The organism is Streptomyces sp. NPDC001220, from assembly GCF_053597895.1.
In genome coordinates this window covers 160,597-177,221 of record NZ_JBSFJE010000013.1, presented here as the reverse complement: position 1 = coordinate 177,221, position 16,625 = coordinate 160,597, and the positions used below count along the sequence as shown (strand labels likewise).

Annotated in this window: 17 protein-coding genes and 1 pseudogene; 9 read left to right on the top strand and 9 right to left on the bottom strand. The window is 72.9% G+C overall.

The window, feature by feature from the left end:
• Positions 1-155 precede the first annotated feature (155 nt).
• On the top strand, positions 156-1,493 hold the full coding sequence (locus ACWDGI_RS29485) for a sensor histidine kinase (RefSeq protein WP_450764064.1): 1,338 nt from the start codon (positions 156-158) through the stop codon (positions 1,491-1,493).
• The gene (locus ACWDGI_RS29480; RefSeq protein ID WP_450764062.1) at positions 1,490-2,155 is read left to right on the top strand and encodes a response regulator; all 666 of its coding nucleotides are present in this window, start codon (positions 1,490-1,492) and stop codon (positions 2,153-2,155) included. The genes ACWDGI_RS29485 and ACWDGI_RS29480 overlap by 4 nt, the downstream gene beginning before the upstream one ends.
• On the opposite strand, the gene ACWDGI_RS29475 is transcribed toward ACWDGI_RS29480, so the two are convergent.
• Complete coding sequence (locus ACWDGI_RS29475; RefSeq protein WP_450764060.1) at positions 2,116-2,400, bottom strand: DUF6332 family protein; 285 nt, start codon at positions 2,398-2,400, stop codon at positions 2,116-2,118. The genes ACWDGI_RS29480 and ACWDGI_RS29475 overlap by 40 nt on opposite strands.
• Positions 2,401-2,491: 91 nt before the next feature.
• On the bottom strand, positions 2,492-3,967 hold the full coding sequence (locus ACWDGI_RS29470; protein ID WP_450764058.1) for an MFS transporter: 1,476 nt from the start codon (positions 3,965-3,967) through the stop codon (positions 2,492-2,494).
• 86 nt (positions 3,968-4,053) lie between these two features.
• On the opposite strand from ACWDGI_RS29470, the gene ACWDGI_RS29465 reads away from it, so the two are divergent.
• The gene (locus ACWDGI_RS29465; protein WP_450764056.1) at positions 4,054-4,446 is read left to right on the top strand and encodes a MarR family winged helix-turn-helix transcriptional regulator; all 393 of its coding nucleotides are present in this window, start codon (positions 4,054-4,056) and stop codon (positions 4,444-4,446) included.
• A 9-nt stretch (positions 4,447-4,455) separates the two neighbouring features.
• Here ACWDGI_RS29465 and ACWDGI_RS29460 read toward each other — a convergent pair whose 3' ends face one another.
• From ACWDGI_RS29460 to ACWDGI_RS29450, 3 genes and pseudogenes are all read right to left on the bottom strand, one after another.
• A complete protein-coding gene (locus tag ACWDGI_RS29460; protein WP_450764054.1) occupies positions 4,456-5,190 on the bottom strand; it encodes a maleylpyruvate isomerase family mycothiol-dependent enzyme in 735 nt (244 codons plus the stop codon).
• Between the two features lie 359 nt (positions 5,191-5,549).
• Entirely contained in the window at positions 5,550-6,254 is a 705-nt protein-coding gene (locus ACWDGI_RS29455) for a CPBP family intramembrane glutamic endopeptidase (protein ID WP_450764052.1), read from the bottom strand.
• 22 nt (positions 6,255-6,276) lie between these two features.
• Positions 6,277-6,471: pseudogene (locus tag ACWDGI_RS29450) on the bottom strand (arginine deiminase family protein); the annotation flags it as partial.
• A 310-nt stretch (positions 6,472-6,781) separates the two neighbouring features.
• On the opposite strand from ACWDGI_RS29450, the gene ACWDGI_RS29445 reads away from it, so the two are divergent.
• Positions 6,782-8,401 (top strand): alpha/beta hydrolase, encoded by a 1,620-nt coding sequence (locus ACWDGI_RS29445; RefSeq protein ID WP_450764050.1) that lies wholly within the window; start codon positions 6,782-6,784, stop codon positions 8,399-8,401.
• Positions 8,402-8,513: 112 nt separating this feature from the next.
• Here ACWDGI_RS29445 and ACWDGI_RS29440 read toward each other — a convergent pair whose 3' ends face one another.
• Together ACWDGI_RS29440 and ACWDGI_RS29435 are read right to left on the bottom strand one after the other, a co-directional pair.
• Positions 8,514-9,665, bottom strand: coding sequence for an MFS transporter (locus tag ACWDGI_RS29440; protein WP_450764048.1), 1,152 nt, complete (start codon positions 9,663-9,665; stop codon positions 8,514-8,516).
• Between the two features lie 140 nt (positions 9,666-9,805).
• Positions 9,806-10,459: a TetR family transcriptional regulator gene (locus ACWDGI_RS29435; RefSeq protein WP_450764046.1), complete on the bottom strand. Its 654-nt coding sequence runs from the start codon at positions 10,457-10,459 to the stop codon at positions 9,806-9,808.
• Between the two features lie 57 nt (positions 10,460-10,516).
• Between ACWDGI_RS29435 and ACWDGI_RS29430 the strand changes: the two genes are divergently transcribed.
• From ACWDGI_RS29430 to ACWDGI_RS29420, 3 genes are all read left to right on the top strand, one after another.
• Complete coding sequence (locus ACWDGI_RS29430; protein ID WP_450764044.1) at positions 10,517-11,194, top strand: class II aldolase/adducin family protein; 678 nt, start codon at positions 10,517-10,519, stop codon at positions 11,192-11,194.
• Entirely contained in the window at positions 11,191-12,120 is a 930-nt protein-coding gene (locus ACWDGI_RS29425; protein ID WP_450764042.1) for a carbohydrate kinase family protein, read from the top strand. Before ACWDGI_RS29430 ends, ACWDGI_RS29425 begins: the two co-directional genes overlap by 4 nt.
• Positions 12,121-12,302: 182 nt before the next feature.
• Positions 12,303-12,698, top strand: a complete 396-nt coding sequence (locus tag ACWDGI_RS29420) for a luciferase domain-containing protein (RefSeq protein WP_450764040.1) — start codon at positions 12,303-12,305, stop codon at positions 12,696-12,698.
• Between the two features lie 97 nt (positions 12,699-12,795).
• On the opposite strand, the gene ACWDGI_RS29415 is transcribed toward ACWDGI_RS29420, so the two are convergent.
• A complete protein-coding gene (locus ACWDGI_RS29415; protein ID WP_450764038.1) occupies positions 12,796-13,575 on the bottom strand; it encodes a DeoR/GlpR family DNA-binding transcription regulator in 780 nt (259 codons plus the stop codon).
• Between the two features lie 123 nt (positions 13,576-13,698).
• Between ACWDGI_RS29415 and ACWDGI_RS29410 the strand changes: the two genes are divergently transcribed.
• Entirely contained in the window at positions 13,699-14,592 is an 894-nt protein-coding gene (locus ACWDGI_RS29410; RefSeq protein ID WP_450764036.1) for an SIS domain-containing protein, read from the top strand.
• A 2-nt stretch (positions 14,593-14,594) separates the two neighbouring features.
• Positions 14,595-15,455, top strand: coding sequence for a class II fructose-bisphosphate aldolase (locus ACWDGI_RS29405; RefSeq protein ID WP_450764034.1), 861 nt, complete (start codon positions 14,595-14,597; stop codon positions 15,453-15,455).
• Here the strand turns inward: ACWDGI_RS29405 and ACWDGI_RS29400 are convergent.
• Positions 15,442-16,572 carry a methyltransferase gene (locus ACWDGI_RS29400; RefSeq protein ID WP_450764032.1) on the bottom strand — a complete coding sequence of 377 codons (1,131 nt, stop codon included), beginning with the start codon at positions 16,570-16,572 and terminating at the stop codon, positions 15,442-15,444. The genes ACWDGI_RS29405 and ACWDGI_RS29400 overlap by 14 nt on opposite strands.
• Positions 16,573-16,625 lie beyond the last annotated feature (53 nt).

Below are 16,625 nucleotides of genomic sequence, written 5' to 3'. Positions count from 1 at the left end.
CGGCGTTGCACGCCAGGGCACCGCACCCCACCCCACGCCACCCCCCCCACGCCACCCCACCCCACCGCACCCGGCTGCCTACTTCCCTGGGAGTACGTCTGATCACCTCGGCGGGCTGACGCTCGCGCGGGCCGGTGCCGTCTAGCGTGGCGGACATGGACGAGCAGCGGGAACGGGAGCGCGGCCCCGCGCAGTGGTGGCACTACGGCCCCCCGTGGTGGCACCGCGACGACGACGGCATGGACGAGCCGGCGCGCGGCCGGCTGCCCTGGCGCACCACCGTCCCGCTCACCGTGCTGGTACTGGTCGGCTCGAACTTCGCCGCCCACGAGCAGCCGCACCGCGAACCCCTCGACGCGTACGGCCGCCTGCTGCTCCTGGCCACCTGCGCGCTGCTGCTGTGGCGGCACCGGCGCCCCGTGCCCGTGGTGTTCGGCACGGCGGCGCTCGCGCTCGTCTACGTCGCGGCCGGCTACCCGTACGGGCCGGTCTTCGCGGCCGTCGCCGTGGCCTGCTTCAGTGCCGTCGTCGCCGGGCGCCGCCGGGCCGCCTGGGCGGCCGTCGGCATGCTGTGGGGCGGCCACCTGCTGATCTCGCTCTGGCTGTACCGCCGGCTGCCTCCACCGGGTGACACGGGGGCGCATCCCGGCCAGGAGTTGGTCATCGCCACCTGGGTGCTGATCGTCGTCTCCGTGGCCGAGCTGGTGCGGCTGCGGCGCGAGCAGTGGGCGCGGGAGCGGGCCGACCGCGCCCAGGCGGCCCGGCGGCGGGCGGACGCGGAACGGCTGCGGATCGCCCGCGAGCTGCACGACGTGCTGGCGCACGGCATCTCCGTCATCAACGTTCAGGCGGGCATGGGGCTCGCGCTCCTGGACTCCGACCCCGAACAGGCCCGGACCGCGCTCACCACCATCAAGGCGGCCAGCAAGGAGGCGCTCGGTGAGGTGCGGCAGGTGCTCGACACCCTGCGCGCGCCGGGAGACGCGCCGCGCGCGCCCGCTCCCGGGCTCGGCCGGTTGCCGGAACTGGTCGAACAGGCGGCGAGCGCCGGACTCACGGTGACCGTGGCGGGGGAGCCGCCGCGGCTGCCGCCCGGAGCCGATCTGGCCGCCTTCCGGATCGTGCAGGAGGCGCTCACCAACGTCGTACGGCACTCGGGCTCACGGCACGCGCGCGTACGGCTCGAACACGGCGGCGGCGAGCTGCGGTTGCGGATCGACGACGACGGCCCCGCGACCGGCGCGGACGCGGGCGGCAGCGGGAACGGACTGGCCGGAATGCGGGAACGGGCGGCCGCCCTGGGTGGCACGATCGAGGCGGGGCCGCGCGCCGACGGGGGCTTCCAGGTGATCGCCCTACTGCCGCTGACCGCTGCCGGGCTGCCCCCGACCGACGTCGTGGTGCCCCCGACCGACGTCGTGGTGCCCCCGACCGACGTCGTGGTGCCCCCGACCGATGCCGTACAGCCGTTGACCGACCGGGAGGACCGATGATCCGGGTACTGCTCGCCGACGACCAGTCGCTGGTGCGGGCCGGCTTCCGGGCGCTGCTCGACGCGCAACCGGACGTCGAGGTGGCCGGGGAGGCGGCGGACGGCGAGGAGGCACTGCGCAAGGTGCGCGAACTGCGCCCCGACGTGGTCCTGATGGACATCCGTATGCCGCATCTCGACGGCCTGGCCGCGACCCGCCGTATCACCGGGGAGGAGGAGCTGAAGGACGTCAAGGTGGTGATGCTGACGACGTTCGAACTGGACGAGTACGTCTTCGAGGCGATCCGCTCCGGCGCCTCCGGGTTCCTGGTGAAGGACACCGAGCCGGAGGAACTCGTGCGGGCCGTCCGGGCGGTGGTGGGCGGGGACGCGCTGCTGTCGCCGGGGGTGACGCGCCGGCTGATCGCGGAGTTCGCGGCGCGTTCCAAGGAGCCGGCCGCCGCCGACGCCCTCGCCCGACTCACCGAGCGGGAGAGGGAGGTGATGGCCCTGGTCGGCATCGGCCTGTCCAACGAGGAGATCGCCCGCCGCCTGGTGGTGAGCCCGCTCACCGCAAAGACCCATGTGAGCCGCACGATGGTCAAGCTGGGCGCCCGCGATCGGGCCCAACTGGTCGTCCTGGCCTATGAGTCGGGGTTGGTGCGGCCCGGCTGGCTGGGCTGAGAGGACCGCTGGAAGCGGACCAGCACGCTGACGACCCGGGCGAAGAACACCACGGTGGCCAGGGCCATGCCCACCGGTGGCAGCGCACGTTCGAGGCCGCCGGGCAGATCGAAGAGCAGTACCGGTCCCGCCACCGCTCCGAAGACCACCACGGCCGCGAACACCGCACTGCAGAGCGCGTATCCGATCTCCACGGTGATCGCGTCCCGCTCGGCCTGACCGCGCCGTCCCCCGTGACCCGTCATGCAGGCAGTGTCACACCCGTGCGCCCGGCGGAGCAACCAGCCCCGCCGGGCGCACGTTCGGAGGCGCCCCCCTGCAGCCGCGTGTCGCGCGTCAGTCGCGCACGGACACGCGCTCCGCCTCCAGGGCGGTGGACTTGGCGATCACCACGCTCTGCTGCGGACGCCGGGTGCGCAGCCCGGTGAGTGTGATCAGGAGCCCGGCGAGGGCCACGCCCGCGACCACCATGAAGCCGGGGCGGTAGCTGTCGAGCATCGCCTGCGGCGTCGCATGCGCCGGGGCGCCCGCCGTGACCACGGCCGTCACGACGGCCAGGAAGATCGCGCCGCCCACCTGCACCGAGGTGTTCAGGAGCCCGGAGACCATGCCCTGCTCGTGGTCGTCGACCCCGTTGGTGGCCTGGATGTTGAGCGAGGGGAAGACCAGCGCGCAGGCGGCGCCGATCAGCAGCATCGACGGCAGGATCACCGCCGCGTACACCGGGTCCAGGTCGATGCGCAGGAACAGCGCGTAGCCGAGGACCATGAACGCGAAGCCCGCCGCGATCAGCCGCGGGGTGCCGAAACGGTCCACGATCGCGCCGACCTTGGTGGAGGACACCGCCACCAGGGCGCCCGCCGGCAGGAAGGCCAGGGCGGTGTGCAGCGCCGACCAGCCGAGCAGGGACTGCATGTACAGGGTGGTCAGGAACTGGAAGCCGACGTAGGAGCCGAAGAAGGCGACCGCGCCGAGCTGGGCGCGGATCTGGTTGCCGGAGCGCAGCACGCCGAGCCGGATGAGCGGGCCGGGGGAGCGGCGCTCGACCCGGACGAAGACGGTCAGCAGGACGGCGACCGCGAGGAAGGACAGCAGGGTGCGGGCCGATGCCCAGCCCACCTGCGGGGCCTCCACCACGGTGAAGACCAGGAGCAGCATGGAGGCGGTGCCGAGGACCGCGCCGGGGATGTCGTAGCCGTTGTGGTCGCGTTCACGGGCGCTGCGCGGCAGCAGCTTGAGGCCGGCGACGAGCGCGATCAGGGCGATGGGAGCGGGCAGCAGCATGGTGAGGCGCCAGCTGGCCTCGGTGAGCAGGCCGGACAGCACCAGGCCCATGGAGAAACCGGTGGCCGCGCAGGTGGTGTAGATGGCGAGGGCCCGGTTGCGCAGCGGGCCCTCCGGGAACGTGGTGGTGATGATCGAGAGGCCGGCCGGCGCGGTAAAGGCCGCGCTCAGGCCCTTGATGAAGCGGCTGGCGATGAGCAGCGGGCCCGAGTCGACCAGGCCGCCGAGCAGCGAGGCGAGGGCGAAGACGCCGAGGGCCACCAGGAACACCTGGCGGCGGCCCAGCAGGTCGGCGGTACGGCCGCCGAGCAGCAGCAGGCCGCCGTAGCCCAGGATGTAGCCGCTGACGATCCATTGCAGCGTGGAGGTCGACAGCTGCAGGTCGGAGCCGATCGAGGGCAGCGCGACGCCGACCATCGACACGTCCAGGGCGTCCAGGAACATCGCGGCGCAGAGCACCAGCAGGGTGCCCCAGAGGCGGGGAGTCCAGCGTCCCTCGGAGACAGGGGCGGTGAGCGGAGAGGTCATGCCCACAGACACTACATGCACATGCATCGAATGCGAATGCATTTAATTACGATGCAACAATCCTGTTTCTCTGCTACGGTGCGGGAATGGCGGCGAAGAAGCCCGAGCAGGCGCTCGTGGAGCAGTGGCGGGACATCCTGGCCCTGCACGCGCGCACCCAGTGCGAACTCGACCGCGCCCTGCACGGCCACGGCCTGTGCGCCAGTGACTTCGAGGTCCTCGACCTGCTCTCCGACGGTTCGGCGGCTGACGGTGGCTGCAGCTACCGCGTCCAGGAGATCGCCGAGCGGGTGCACCTGAGCCAGAGCGCGCTGTCCCGGCTGGTTGCCCGGCTCGAGAAGGACGGCCTGGTCGAGCGGGCCATGTGCCCGGAGGACCGGCGGGGCGTGCGGGTGGCGCTCACCGGCAAGGGGCGCGCGCTGCACGGCGAGGTGCTGCCGGTGCAGCGCGCGGTGCTCACCCGGATGCTGGCCGGCTAGAGCCGGCGGTCAGATCCCGGACCTGGTCCGCCACAGGTCGGCCAGTTCCGGGTCGCCGATCACCTTCGGCACCGGCACCCGGTTCCACAGCGCCAGGTACAACTCGTCGGCGGGCCCGGAGAGTTCGGCCGTCGCGCCAGGGAACGCGCCGGGTTCCGTGACGGGCGGCTCCGCCGACAGCCTCACGGTCCAGGCCGCGTCCCGGTCCGCCGCGCGCACCTGGAGCACCCGCGGGTACTCGGAACGGAGCCGGCTGCGGGAGCGGGCGTGGAAGCCGCGCAGCAGTTCGTCGATACCGTCCACCGCGAAGTCCGTGGCGATCGGGGAGACCGGCCCGCCCCGGGCGGCCTCGGCGTCGTACCGGTGCACGGTCGTCTCGTGGGCCTGGCGGCGCAGCCAGAAGGTGAGGGGTGAAGGGACGGGGGCCGGATGAAAGGTCCAGCACGTCACGTTCCGCGGTGCGCCGGCCAGGGTGTCGACGAGGATGCGGTGGCCGTCCCGGAACCAGGTGGTCAACTCGGTGCCGTCGAGGTCGGGCGGGTCCGGGATGGGCCGGGGTCCGGGGTGGGCGTCGGCGACGACCCCGGCGGCCCACCGGTGAATGGTGCCCGTGTGCCGCAGCAGGTCGCGCACCTGCCAGTCCGGGCAGGTCGGCACCTCGGCGTCGAGGCCCGCCACCACGGCGGCCGCGGCCAACGACCCGCCCTCCCGGTCCAGGATCTGAAGATACTCGGCAGTCTCCATCCCGCGAGTCTGCCCGATACGGCCCGCACCCGTACGGCCCGCACCCGTACGACAGGCTCCGGTGGCCCGCACCCGTACGACAGGCTCCGGTGGCCCGCACCCGTACGACAGGCTCCAGTGGCCCGCACCAGCGCGGCAGCCCCCGGTGGTGTGCACCAGCACGGCACGCACGCGTACGGCAGGCCCCGGCGGTGTGCACCCGTGCCGCACGCACCCGTACGACAGGCTCCGGTGGCCCGCACCAGCGCGGCAGGCCCCGGTGGCACGCGCCAGCCTGGCAGCCCCCGGTGGCCCGCACCAGCGCGGCACGTACCCCTGTGGCAGGCCCGGCGGTGCGTACCGTGTCGGCGTGGCATGCCCTAGCGCAGCAGGAACCCCACCGCGTAGCCCAGCGCGTTGACCGCCCAGTGCAGGGCCATCGGTGCGAGCAGGGAGCCGCTGCGGTCGCGCAGCCAGCACAGCAGACAGCCCGCCAAGGCGGTGAACAGCACCGCCCCGATGTCCACCAGGACCGCCCCGGCGACCGACTGCCCGAAGGCCGAACCCAGCGTCGGCTTGTCCTTGTTGAGGTTCAGCGAGGGCAGGATGTGCCAGAGACCGAACAGCACGGAGGACAGGACGGCGGCCGTCGTCGCCGTGCGCAGCCGGCGCAGCAGCGCGAACAGCACCCCGCGGAAGGCGATCTCCTCCAGCAGTACGGTCCCCACCGGCACCGCCACCAGCGCCTTGAAGGCGATCTGCGCCCCGTCCAGCGCATTGGTCCGCTGGTCGGCGAACAGCCCGCGGGTGACCGGGACCAGGGCCCCGCACAGATAGACCGCCGCGACGATCCCGATCAGGGCGACCGCCCAGCGCACCCCGTCCGCGAGCGTGTTCCGGCCCAGCCCCAGCTCCGTCCAGCCGCCCCCGGCCCAGAACAGCAGCGCCACCAGGACCGCCGAGGCGGCGACCGCGGTCAGCAGGATCCAGGACCGTGCCCAGCGGTTGTCCAGGAGATTGGCCGCCACCAGTACGACCACCACCGCCACCAGGGCGGCCCGGGTGGGGAGCCGGGGGAGGGGCATCTCCGGGTCCTGGCCGGGGGAGTCAGAACTCGACCGGGTCGCGCAGCAGCGGGCACATCATGCAGTGCCCGCCGCCGCGTCCCCGGCCCAGTTCGGCGCCGACGATGGTGATGACCTCGACGCCCGCCGTGCGCAACAGGGTGTTGGTCTGGGTGTTGCGGTCGTAGGTGAACACCACGCCCGGCTCCAACGCGACCGCGTTGTCGCCGCTGTCCTTGGCCGCAGGCGGCGAGGAGCGGGGACTCTCGGTCGTCTGGGCCTGGGCCATGCCCACCACGATGAGATATCCCGTACTGCTCTGCACCTTTTGCCGCCCAGGAGAGCGGCCTCGAGGGCGGGCTCGGCGGCCTTCCGGATGCGGCGGCCGGTGCGGTGGCCGATCGTGGTCCCGAGGTGGCCAAGTGGGTGTTGCGGGCGATGCTGTGAATCGTACGAGGGACTGGACCCGTCGGGTGACGGAGCGGGTACGCCGGCACGCGGGCCCCGACCGAGTGGTCCGGCGGCGGCCGTGCTGGTGCGGAATCGCCGTGGCGGTCCTGTGCTACTGCCTGTCCCTCACGCCTTCCCTGCTGCCGCGCGCCTGGTGGCTCCAGGGCCTGGTCGCCGGCGTCTCGGCGGTCGTCGGCTACGCCGTCGGCGCCGTACTGGAGACGCTCGCCCGGTCTCTGCTCCGCTGGGCGGGCTTCCGTATCCGTCCGCGGGTCCGCAGGATCGTCTGGGCGGCCCTCGGGGTCCTCGGGGCCGCCGCGGTCGTCGCCGTCACCGCCTGGAGTGTCCGCTGGGAGGGGCAGGTCCGCCGTGCGGTGACCCTGCCCCCGCAGGTGGTCTGGTGGCAGTGGGCGCTGGTCCCGGTGGTCGCCGCGCTCGTCGGCACGGTGCTGCTCCTGCTCGGCCGGACGGTACGGCTCGGCACCCGCCTGGTCGCCCGCCCGCTCGGCGCGCACATCCCGCGCCCGGTCGCGTACGCCACCGGGGTCGCCCTCGTCGCGTTCGTGATCGTCGGCATCGTCCAGGGCTTCCTGCTGCGCGGGGCGCTGGACGCGATCGAGGGCGCCGCGTCCCTCGCCGACCAGGGCACCGCCGAGGGCGTCCACCAGCCCGGCCTGCCCACCCTCTCCGGCACCCCCCGGTCCGCCGCCCACTGGGACACCCTCGGTGCCAGGGGCCGCGACTTCGTCGGTACGGCCACCACCCGCGCCGACATCGCCGCCTTCACCGGCCGCCCGGCCAAGGACCCGGTACGCGTCTACGTCGGCCTGCGCACCGCCGACACCCTTGACGAACGCGCCGCCCTCGCCGTACGCGAACTCGAACGCACCGGGGGCTTCTCCCGGAAGATCCTCGCGGTGATGGGCACCACCGGCACCGGCTGGATCAACGACCAGGGCAGCAAACCCCTGGAGTACATGTGGGGCGGCGACACCGCCGAGGTCGCCATGCAGTACTCCTACCTGCCCAGCTGGGTCTCCGCGCTCACCGAGGACGAGGCCGCCGACACCGGGCGCGCCCTCTTCGACGCCGTCTACGCCAAGTGGCGGACCCTCCCGGCCGGCTCCCGCCCCCGGCTCCTCGTCTACGGCGAGAGCCTCGGCTCCTTCTCCATGGAGTCCGCCCTCGACGGCTCCCTGTCCACGCTCACCTCGGAGACCGGCGGCGCGCTGTTCGTCGGGCCGACCTACGACAACCCGCTGTGGAAGAAGGTCACCGCGCAGCGGCAGCCGGGCAGCCCCGAGTGGCGGCCGGTGGTCGACGACGGTGCGCATGTGCGCTTCGCGCAGGTGCCGAAGGACTACGGCATCCCGCCCGCGCCCTGGGGAGAGCCCCGCGCGGTCTACCTCCAGAACGGCTCCGACCCCGTCGTCTGGTGGTCACCCGCCCTCGCCTTCCACCAGCCGGACTGGCTGGACCGCCCGCGCGCCCGGGACGTCTCACCGGCGATGCGCTGGTACCCGCTGCTCACGTTCTGGCAGGTGGCCTGCGATCTGGCCGGCGCGGACAGCGTGCCGGACGGATACGGGCACCGGTACGGCACCATGCCGACGAGCGCGTGGGCCGAGATCACGCGGCCACCGGGCTGGACGACCGCCGACACGGCGCGACTCTCCGGCCTGCTGGAGTCGGTACGGGAGCCGGGGCTGCTGGACTGACGGGGCCGCCGGACCGAAGAGACGAGCGTCCCGTGCAGCCGCACATCCCGTGCAGCCCCACTTCCTGGGTCCGTCACCCGGGTCCGTCACCCGCGTCGGTCACCCGCGTCGGTCACCTTGTCGTCGCGCCTATGAGGGTGGCTGCCCCCGCCAGCACCGCCACGCTCGTCAAAGCGGTCGACAGGGACGTCCACTCCGCCATGAAGCCGATCGCCGGCGGCCCCAGCAGCATGCCGCCGTAACCGAACGTGGATGCCGTGGCGACGCCGGACGGGCCCGCCAGGGCGCCCGCCCGCTCCACGGCCACGGGGAAGAGGTTGGCCAGGCCCAGTCCCGTGACGGCGAAGCCGATCAGTGCCGCCCACACCGAGGGCGCGAGCGAGCCGAGGAGCATGCCGGCCGCGGCCGTGCTGCCGCCGAAGACCACCGTGCGGGACCTGCCGAGCCGCTCCAGCAGCCGCGTTCCGCTCGCGCGGCCGACCGTCATGGCCAGGGCGAAACACGTGTAACCGGCCGCCGCGAGACCCGGCGAGGCATCCAGGTCCTGGCGCAGATGCAGCGCGCCCCAGTCGGCCATCGCGCCCTCGCCGTACGCCGTGCACAGCGCGATCAGGCCGAAGACGACGACCAGCCGGCGCGTGCGCGTGTCCAGGCGGCGCGGGGCGGTGTCGGAGTGCTCCTCGGCGTGCGGGACCGGCGCCTCGCAGCGCAGCAGAGCACGGCCGGCGACAGCGGTGACCAGCAGGCCGATCACGCTGAGGCCGAGCAGGTGCCGGGTGGGCGAGAAGTCCCCGGCGACCAGGCCGCCCAGTCCCGCGCCGGTCATGCCGCCCAGGCTGAAGGCCGCGTGGAAGCTCGGCATGATCGGGCGCCCCAGGGCGGCGACCAGGTCGACCGCCGCGCTGTTGAAGGCGACGTTCAGCCCTCCGTAGGCGGCACCGAAGACCAGCAGGACGAGGCCCAGGGTCAGTGCCGAGTGGGTGAGCGGAGGCAGGGCGACGCTCAGCGACAGCAGCACGCCGCACACCACGGTCACCGGGTGACTGCCGTAGCGGCGGCAGAGGCGGCCGGTGAACATCATCGTGACGACGGCTCCGGCGGAGACGCCGAGGAGGGCCAGGCCGAGGGTGCCGGCCGAGGCGCCGGTCTGGTGCTTGATGGCGGGGATGCGGACGACCCAGCCGGCGAAGACGAAGCCGTCGAGGGCGAAGAAGGCCGTGAGGACGACACGGAGCCGGAGGAGGCGGTCGTCGGTGCCCGGCACGTCGTTGTGGGTTCGGGCTTTGTTTATTTGCGGCACAAAATCAGGCTAGGCGGGGTGCCGTCCTGGGGCAAGGCCGTCGGTGGGCGGCCTTGCCCCAGGATGTCCGGGTTCAGGTGGGCGATCGCGGTCGCGGTGGACGCTCAGGTGTTCCGTGGCTCCGCGCGCCCCGCGATGACCGCGAGGTAGCCGCGGAGTATGACCTTGGCCTCGTCGAGGAGGGCCGTGTCGCCCTCGGGGTCGCGGCGGAAGGCCTCCTGGGCGAGGGCGTCGGCGACGAGGACGGCGGCGTGGCAGGCCCGGCCGAGCGCCTCCGTGTCGCCGGCGATCCCGAGCGCGAGCAGTGTCCGGCGCACCCCGTCGGCCATACGGCGCTTGTGCTCGCGGTCCGCCTCCCGGGCCCGGTCGGTCAGTCCGCTGCCGAACCACAGGGCCCGGAAGCCGTGTTCGGCACGGTAGAGCGCGGCGAAGCCGTCGATGAGCACCCCCACCGGGTCGTCCCAGTGCTCGGTGCCCGCGGCGCGGACGAGATCGTCCATCGCCCCTTCCAGCCGGGAGAAGTACGTCGCCGCCAGCGCGTCGATGATCGCGTCCCGGTCGGGCAGGTACTGGTACAGCGAGCCGACCGACACCTTGGCCGCCGCCGCCACCCGGGTCGTGGTCAGCGCCGCCACGCCCTCGGCGACCAGAACCCGCTCCGCGGCCTCCAGTACTCGCGCCAACCGGGCTTTGCTGCGGGCCTGTTGGGGAGTTCTGCGCAGGGCGGCCCCGGTCTCCTCGACGGTCGGCTCGCTCACTCACGGCTCCTGAATCTGAACGTGACTTTGTTTCAGGTTTACGTTACCGTCGCGGCCATGACGCTCTCAAGCTCCGCGCTGATCCAGGAGCGGGTGGCGGTGGCGGACGCCTGCGCTCGTCTGGGAGCGGCGGGCCTGCTCTTCGGCACGACGGGAAACGTCAGCGTGCGGGCGGGGGACCTGATCGCGGTCACCGCGACCGGGGCGGTGCTCGCCCGACTCACCGCCGACCAGGTGACGGTGGTCGACCTCGACGGAAAGGTCGTCGCCGGGTTCCTGCAGCCGACCTCCGAACTCGACCTGCATCTGGGGGCCTACCGGCGTTACGGCGTCGGTGCGGTCGTTCACACCCACGCGCCGGTGGCCACCGCCCTCTCCTGTGTGCTCGACGAACTGCCTTGCATCCACTACCAGTTGCTCGCCCTCGGCGGCACCGTGCGGGTGGCGCCGTACGCCACCTTCGGCACCCCGGAACTCGCCGAGTCGGTACTCACCGCGCTCGACGGCCGCAGCGCCGCGCTGCTGGCCGGCCACGGGGCGGTCACCGTCGGCCCGACCCTCGACAAGGCCGTGGAGAACGCCCTGTTGCTCGAATGGGCCTGCGACGTCTATCAGCGTGCGGCGGCGATCGGAACGCCCCGCGTCCTCGACGAGCAGCAGCAACTCGCGGTGGTCGAGGCGGCGATCGCCCGGGACTACGGCACCACCCGATCCCTGCGGAAGGGCAGGCCATGAGAGTCATCACGATGGGCGTGCACGTGCTGGACGTGCTGGTGCGGCCGGTGGTCGCGATACCCGAGGGGCAAGGCACCACGTTGGTCGAGGACATCAGGGTGACGGCCGCCGGGACCGCCGGCGGCACGGCGCTCACCCTGGCCAAGCTCGGCGCCACCGTGCAGAGCGCCGGGGCCGTCGGCGCCGACGCGGCCGGCGACCTGCTCGTGCAACTGTTGGCCAGGGCCGGAATCGACACCCGGTTCCTCGTCCGCCGTACCGACAGCGCCACTTCGGCCAGCGTGCTGCCCATCCGTCCCGACGGCGAGCGGCCCTCCCTCCATCTGCTCGGCGCCAACATCACCTACGGCGTCGACGACGTGCCCTGGGACGCCCTCGCCGAGGCCGGCCATCTCCACCTCGGCGGACCGGAGTTGATCGGCGTCGAGGCCGCCACCCGCATCCTGCGTTTCGCCAGGGAGCACGGTGTGACGACCTCCGTGGACCTGCTCGCGCCCGGTGTGCTCGGCAACTTCGAGCAGATCGCGGCGGCACTGCCCTACGTGGACCACCTCCTCCCCAACGAAGACCAGGTACTGGGCTTCTCCGGCGAGGACGACCTGGAGGCCGGCGCGAGGAAGCTGGTCGGCGCCGGGGCCGGACTCGTCGCGGTCACCCGCGGCGGTGACGGCGCCCTGCTGGTCAACGCCGGGGGCACCGAGGCCGTCCCGGCCTTCGAGGTCGACGTCGTGGACACCACCGGCTGCGGCGACGCCTTCTCCGCCGGATTCGTCCACGGCATGGGGCTGGGCCGCGGCCCACGGGAGTCCGCGGTGCTCGGCAACGCCGTGGCGGCCCTCGTCGCCCAGGGCCTCGGCAGCGACCACGGGGACTTCGACCTCGCGACCGCCGACGCGTTCGCGGCCACCGGTGCCAGACGTGCGTAGAACGTGACGTTCGCCACGTGAGTCCCGGACGTCCGAGAGATACCTTCCGTCCCTCGAACCACTGAATTCCTGCGGATATTCACTCACCTCGGGCATCTGTGTTCGGACGGAGTCCGGCAACAGCACGGTTAATAACTGCTCGCTGGTTGGTTACCGGAGAGTGAGCGGTCCATGATGGCCCCATGACGTTGGCCTCGCGCGCGCTGGCGCAACTGGCGACCTGGCCCGACCTGACCCAGGCGGTACCCAGCTGTGGTCTTGGTCAGGCCGTGAGTTCGTCGCAGGGCGAGATCGCGCACTTCCACTCGGAGCGCGATGTGGACCTGCGTCTCACCACCCATGCCATCCGGCACTTCGCCAAGGACCTCAGGAGCACGGGGGCGATCCGCATCGTCCCGGGCTCGCAGTGGGTGACCATACGACTCGACGCCGCGAGCGACGTCGATCTGCTGCTGACCCTGGTGAGCGTCGCCCTCCAGGCCCACCAGAGCTGGCCCGACCCGGCCGACCGGCCCGTGTTCGGCTGCAACGACCAGCGGGGCGCGGGTTTCGTCAGCGCGGACATCAGCGGCATCTGACCCGGCGCGGACATCAGCGGTATCCGACCCGGCGCGGATGCCGGCGGTGTCCGACCCGGCGCGGACACGGCGGTGTCCGACGGGTTCCGCGGCCGGGTCACACGGTCATGACCCGGATCCCCGCCTCCTCGAACCGACTTACCGTCTCCGGCGCCGCCGCCGTGTCCGTCACCAGTGTGTCCACCAGCTCCGCCGCGCAGATCCGGGCGAAGGCCCGGCCGCCCAGCTTGCTGGAGTCGGCGGCGACGACCACCCGGGCGGCACGCTCGCACAGCAGGCGGTTGATCGCGGCCTCCGCCTCGTCATGGGCCGCGGCCCCGTGCACGACGTCGAAGGCGACCACCCCGAGCACCGCCACATCGAGGGTGATCTGACCCAGCACGCCGTCCGCGAGCGGCCCGATGAGTTCGTACGACTGCGGGCGTGCCACCCCGCCCGTCACCACGATCTTGAACTGGGGCCGTACGGCCAGCTCGTTGGCGATGTTGAGCGCGTTGGTGACGACGGTCAGGGCCGGCGTGCCGGTGGCGAGGTCGCCGCGCACGGCGAGGGCGCGGGCCACCTCCGTGGTGGTCGTACCGCCGGTCAGCCCCACCGCCTCGCCCGGCGCGACCAGTTCCGCCACCGCCCTGGCGATCCGCTGCTTCTCCGAGGCCCGCCGGGCGGTCTTGTAGCGCAACGGCAGCTCGTACGACACCCCGTGCACCACCGCCCCGCCCCGGGTGCGCACCAGCATCTGCTGCTCGGCGAGCTGGTCGAGGTCCCGGCGGATCGTCGCCGCCGACACCGCCAGCTCCGCCGCCGCCTCCTCGACCTCCAGACGGCCGCGCTCGACGAGCAGCTCGAGCAGCGCCTTCCAGCGGGCGTCGCGCGACATCAACCGCCTCCGTTCCTCGATCTCCTCGCGACCCTAACCCACCTCGTCTCCGTCAGAATGCTTGATTGTGCTCGAAAGCTGCCTCTATCTTGCAAGAACAATCAAATCTGGGGAGGGTGCGGCGTGACACATGTCGAGGACGAGCTGTACAGCCAGCCCGAGTGCTGGATACGGGCCGCGGAAGAGGCCGGGCTGCACGCGGGGGCGCTGCCGGCGGCGGGGGAGCGGGTCGCCATCGTCGGATGCGGCACCTCGTACTTCATGGCGCAGGCGGCGGCGGTACTGCGGGAGTCCGCGGGGCAGGGCGAGACGGACGCGTTCCCCGCCTCGGAGTTCCCGCACGGACGCTCCTACGACCGGGTGCTCGCCCTGACCCGGTCCGGCACCACCACCGAAGTGCTCGACCTGCTCGGGCAGTTGAAGGGGCGCGTGCGCACCTCGGCGATCACCGCCGACCCCGGCACCCCGGTGCTGCGGGCCGCCGACGACCTCGTCGTCCTGGACTTCGCGGACGAACGCTCCGTCGTCCAGACCCGGTTCGCGACCACCGCCCTCACCCTCCTGCGCGCCCATCTCGGCCTGCACACCGACGCGGTGGTCGCCGACGCCCGCACCGCGCTCTCGGCCCCCCTGCCGTCAGGCCTGGTCGAGTCCACGCAGTTCACCTTCCTGGGGCGCGGCTGGACGGTCGGACTGGCCGGCGAGGCCGGGCTGAAGTTGCGCGAGGCCGCGCTGGCCTGGACCGAGGCCTACCCGGCGATGGAGTACCGGCACGGCCCGATCAGCGTCACCACCCGCTCCACGGCCACCTGGACGCTCGGCCCGGCGCCCGCCGGACTCGCCGAACAGGTCCGCGCCACCGGGGGACTGTGGATCGAGGGCGCCCTCGACCCGCTCGCCGAACTCGTCCGCGCCCAGCGCCTCGCGGTCGCCCTCGCCGCCGTCCGGGGCCTCGACCCCGACCAGCCTCGCCACCTCACCCGCTCGGTGATCCTCGCCCCGTCCGGGGAGGCGTGACCGTGCCGCTGGCAGCCACCGGTGAGCTGCTGACCCGGGCCGCCGAGGCCCGGTCCGCCGTCGCCGCGTTCAACGTCATCACCCTGGAGCACGTGGAGGCCGTCGTCACCGGCGCCGAGGCGGCCGGCTCGCCCGTGGTCCTCCAAGTCAGCGAGAACGCCGTCAAGTTCCGCTACGGACGGCTGCTCCCGCTCGCCCGCGCCGCCACCGCGGCCGCCGAACGGGCCCGCGTGCCCGTCGCGTTGCACCTCGACCACGTCCAGAGCGACGAACTGCTCCGGCAGGCGCCCGCGGCCGGCTTCAGCTCGGTGATGTACGACGCCTCCAGGCTGCCGTATGCCGAGAACCTCGCGGCGACCGCGACGGCTGTCGACTGGGCCCACGCCCAAGGGCTATGGATCGAGGCCGAGTTGGGCGAGGTCGGCGGCAAGGGCGGCCGCCCGCCGGTGGACGCGCACGCGCCCGGTGCCCGCACCGATCCCGAGGAGGCGCGGGCCTTTGTCGCCGGCACCGGGGTCGACGCGCTGGCCGTGGCGATCGGCAGCGCGCACGCCATGACCACCCGCACCGCGGCCCTCGACCGCGACCTCCTCGCACGCCTGTCCGCCGCCGTGCCCGTACCGCTGGTCCTGCACGGCTCCTCCGGAGTCCCGGACGACGGCCTGGTCGCCGCGGTCGCCGGCGGTATCGCCAAGGTCAACGTCGGCACGGCACTCAACATGGCGATGACCGCCGCGATCCGCGGCTTCCTCGCGGACCACCCCGAGGCGGTCGACTCCCGCAAGTACCTCAGCGTGGGCAGGGACGCGATGGCCCGGGAGGTCACACGGATCATCGGAGTCCTGCGGACTACCCCCGCCTGACCGCCTTCAGCACGACGAACTTCGGGTCACTGGCGACCAGTTGGCTGTTGCCGAACAGCTTGCGCAGTTTCACGTGGTAGCCCAGATGCCGGTTGCCGACCACCCACAGCTCGCCGCCCGGTCGCAGCGCCCGCTTCGCCCCGGTGAACATCCGCCACGCCGTGGCGTCGGTGGTCGCCTGGTGGGAGTGGAACGGCGGGTTGTTCAGCACCGTGTCCACGCTCCCGGCCGCGACCCCGGCCAGCCCGTCCCCGACCCGGAACTCGGCATGGCCGGGCACCCCGTTGGCCTTGTAGGTGGCCTCCGCCGAGGCCACCGCCTGGAACGACTCGTCGACGAACAGCACCTCGGCCGTCGGATCGGCCAGCGCCACCGCCGTACCGACCACCCCGTTGCCGCACCCCAGGTCCACGATCCGGCGCCCGCCCCCGGGCAGATGACGGAGGAAGAACCGGGTACCGATGTCGAGCCGGTCGGCGCAGAAGACACCCGCGTGATTGACGACCGTGCGCCCCGATACCGCGCCGACACCGTCCGGGAGCTCGTAGCTGTACGGCCACGGGTTCACCGGCCGCCGAAGCGAGGGGTCCGGGGCGCAGTGGATCAGCCGGGCCTTCTGCTCGGCCAGCGAGGTACGGGTCGGGCCGAGGATCCGCTCGAACAGCCGCAGCGTCGACGTATGGATCTCCTTCACCATGCCGGTGCCGATCACCACCGTGTCCGCGTGCACGGCGGGCGCCAGCCTGAGCAACTGGTCCTCCAGCAGCGCCAGGCTCTTCGGCACCCGCACCAGCAGCACGTCCACCCGCTCCGGCGGCGGGTCCTGGGTGGTGAGCAACCGCACCGTACCCGGCTCGACACCCGCGCGCGCCAGGTTCGCCCGGGTCGCCTCCTGGCTCAGGTACGAGTCGGTGATCTGCGTCGGCCGGTGCTCGGCCAGCGCCGTGACCAGCGCGCCCCAGCGGTCGCCGAGAACCACGACCGTGCCGGACAGCCCGGTCCGTTCCTCGGCCAGATGCCTCAGCAGATACGCGTCGGAGGCGTCCCAGGCACGCAGCCGGTCGCTCGGATCCTGGGGGTAACGGGACAGCTCGTACTCGCCCCACGCAGTCGTCATACGGTCGCTCATCGTGCGTCCAGGCTAGCGGAGCCGCAGCTCAGACCCGGTCG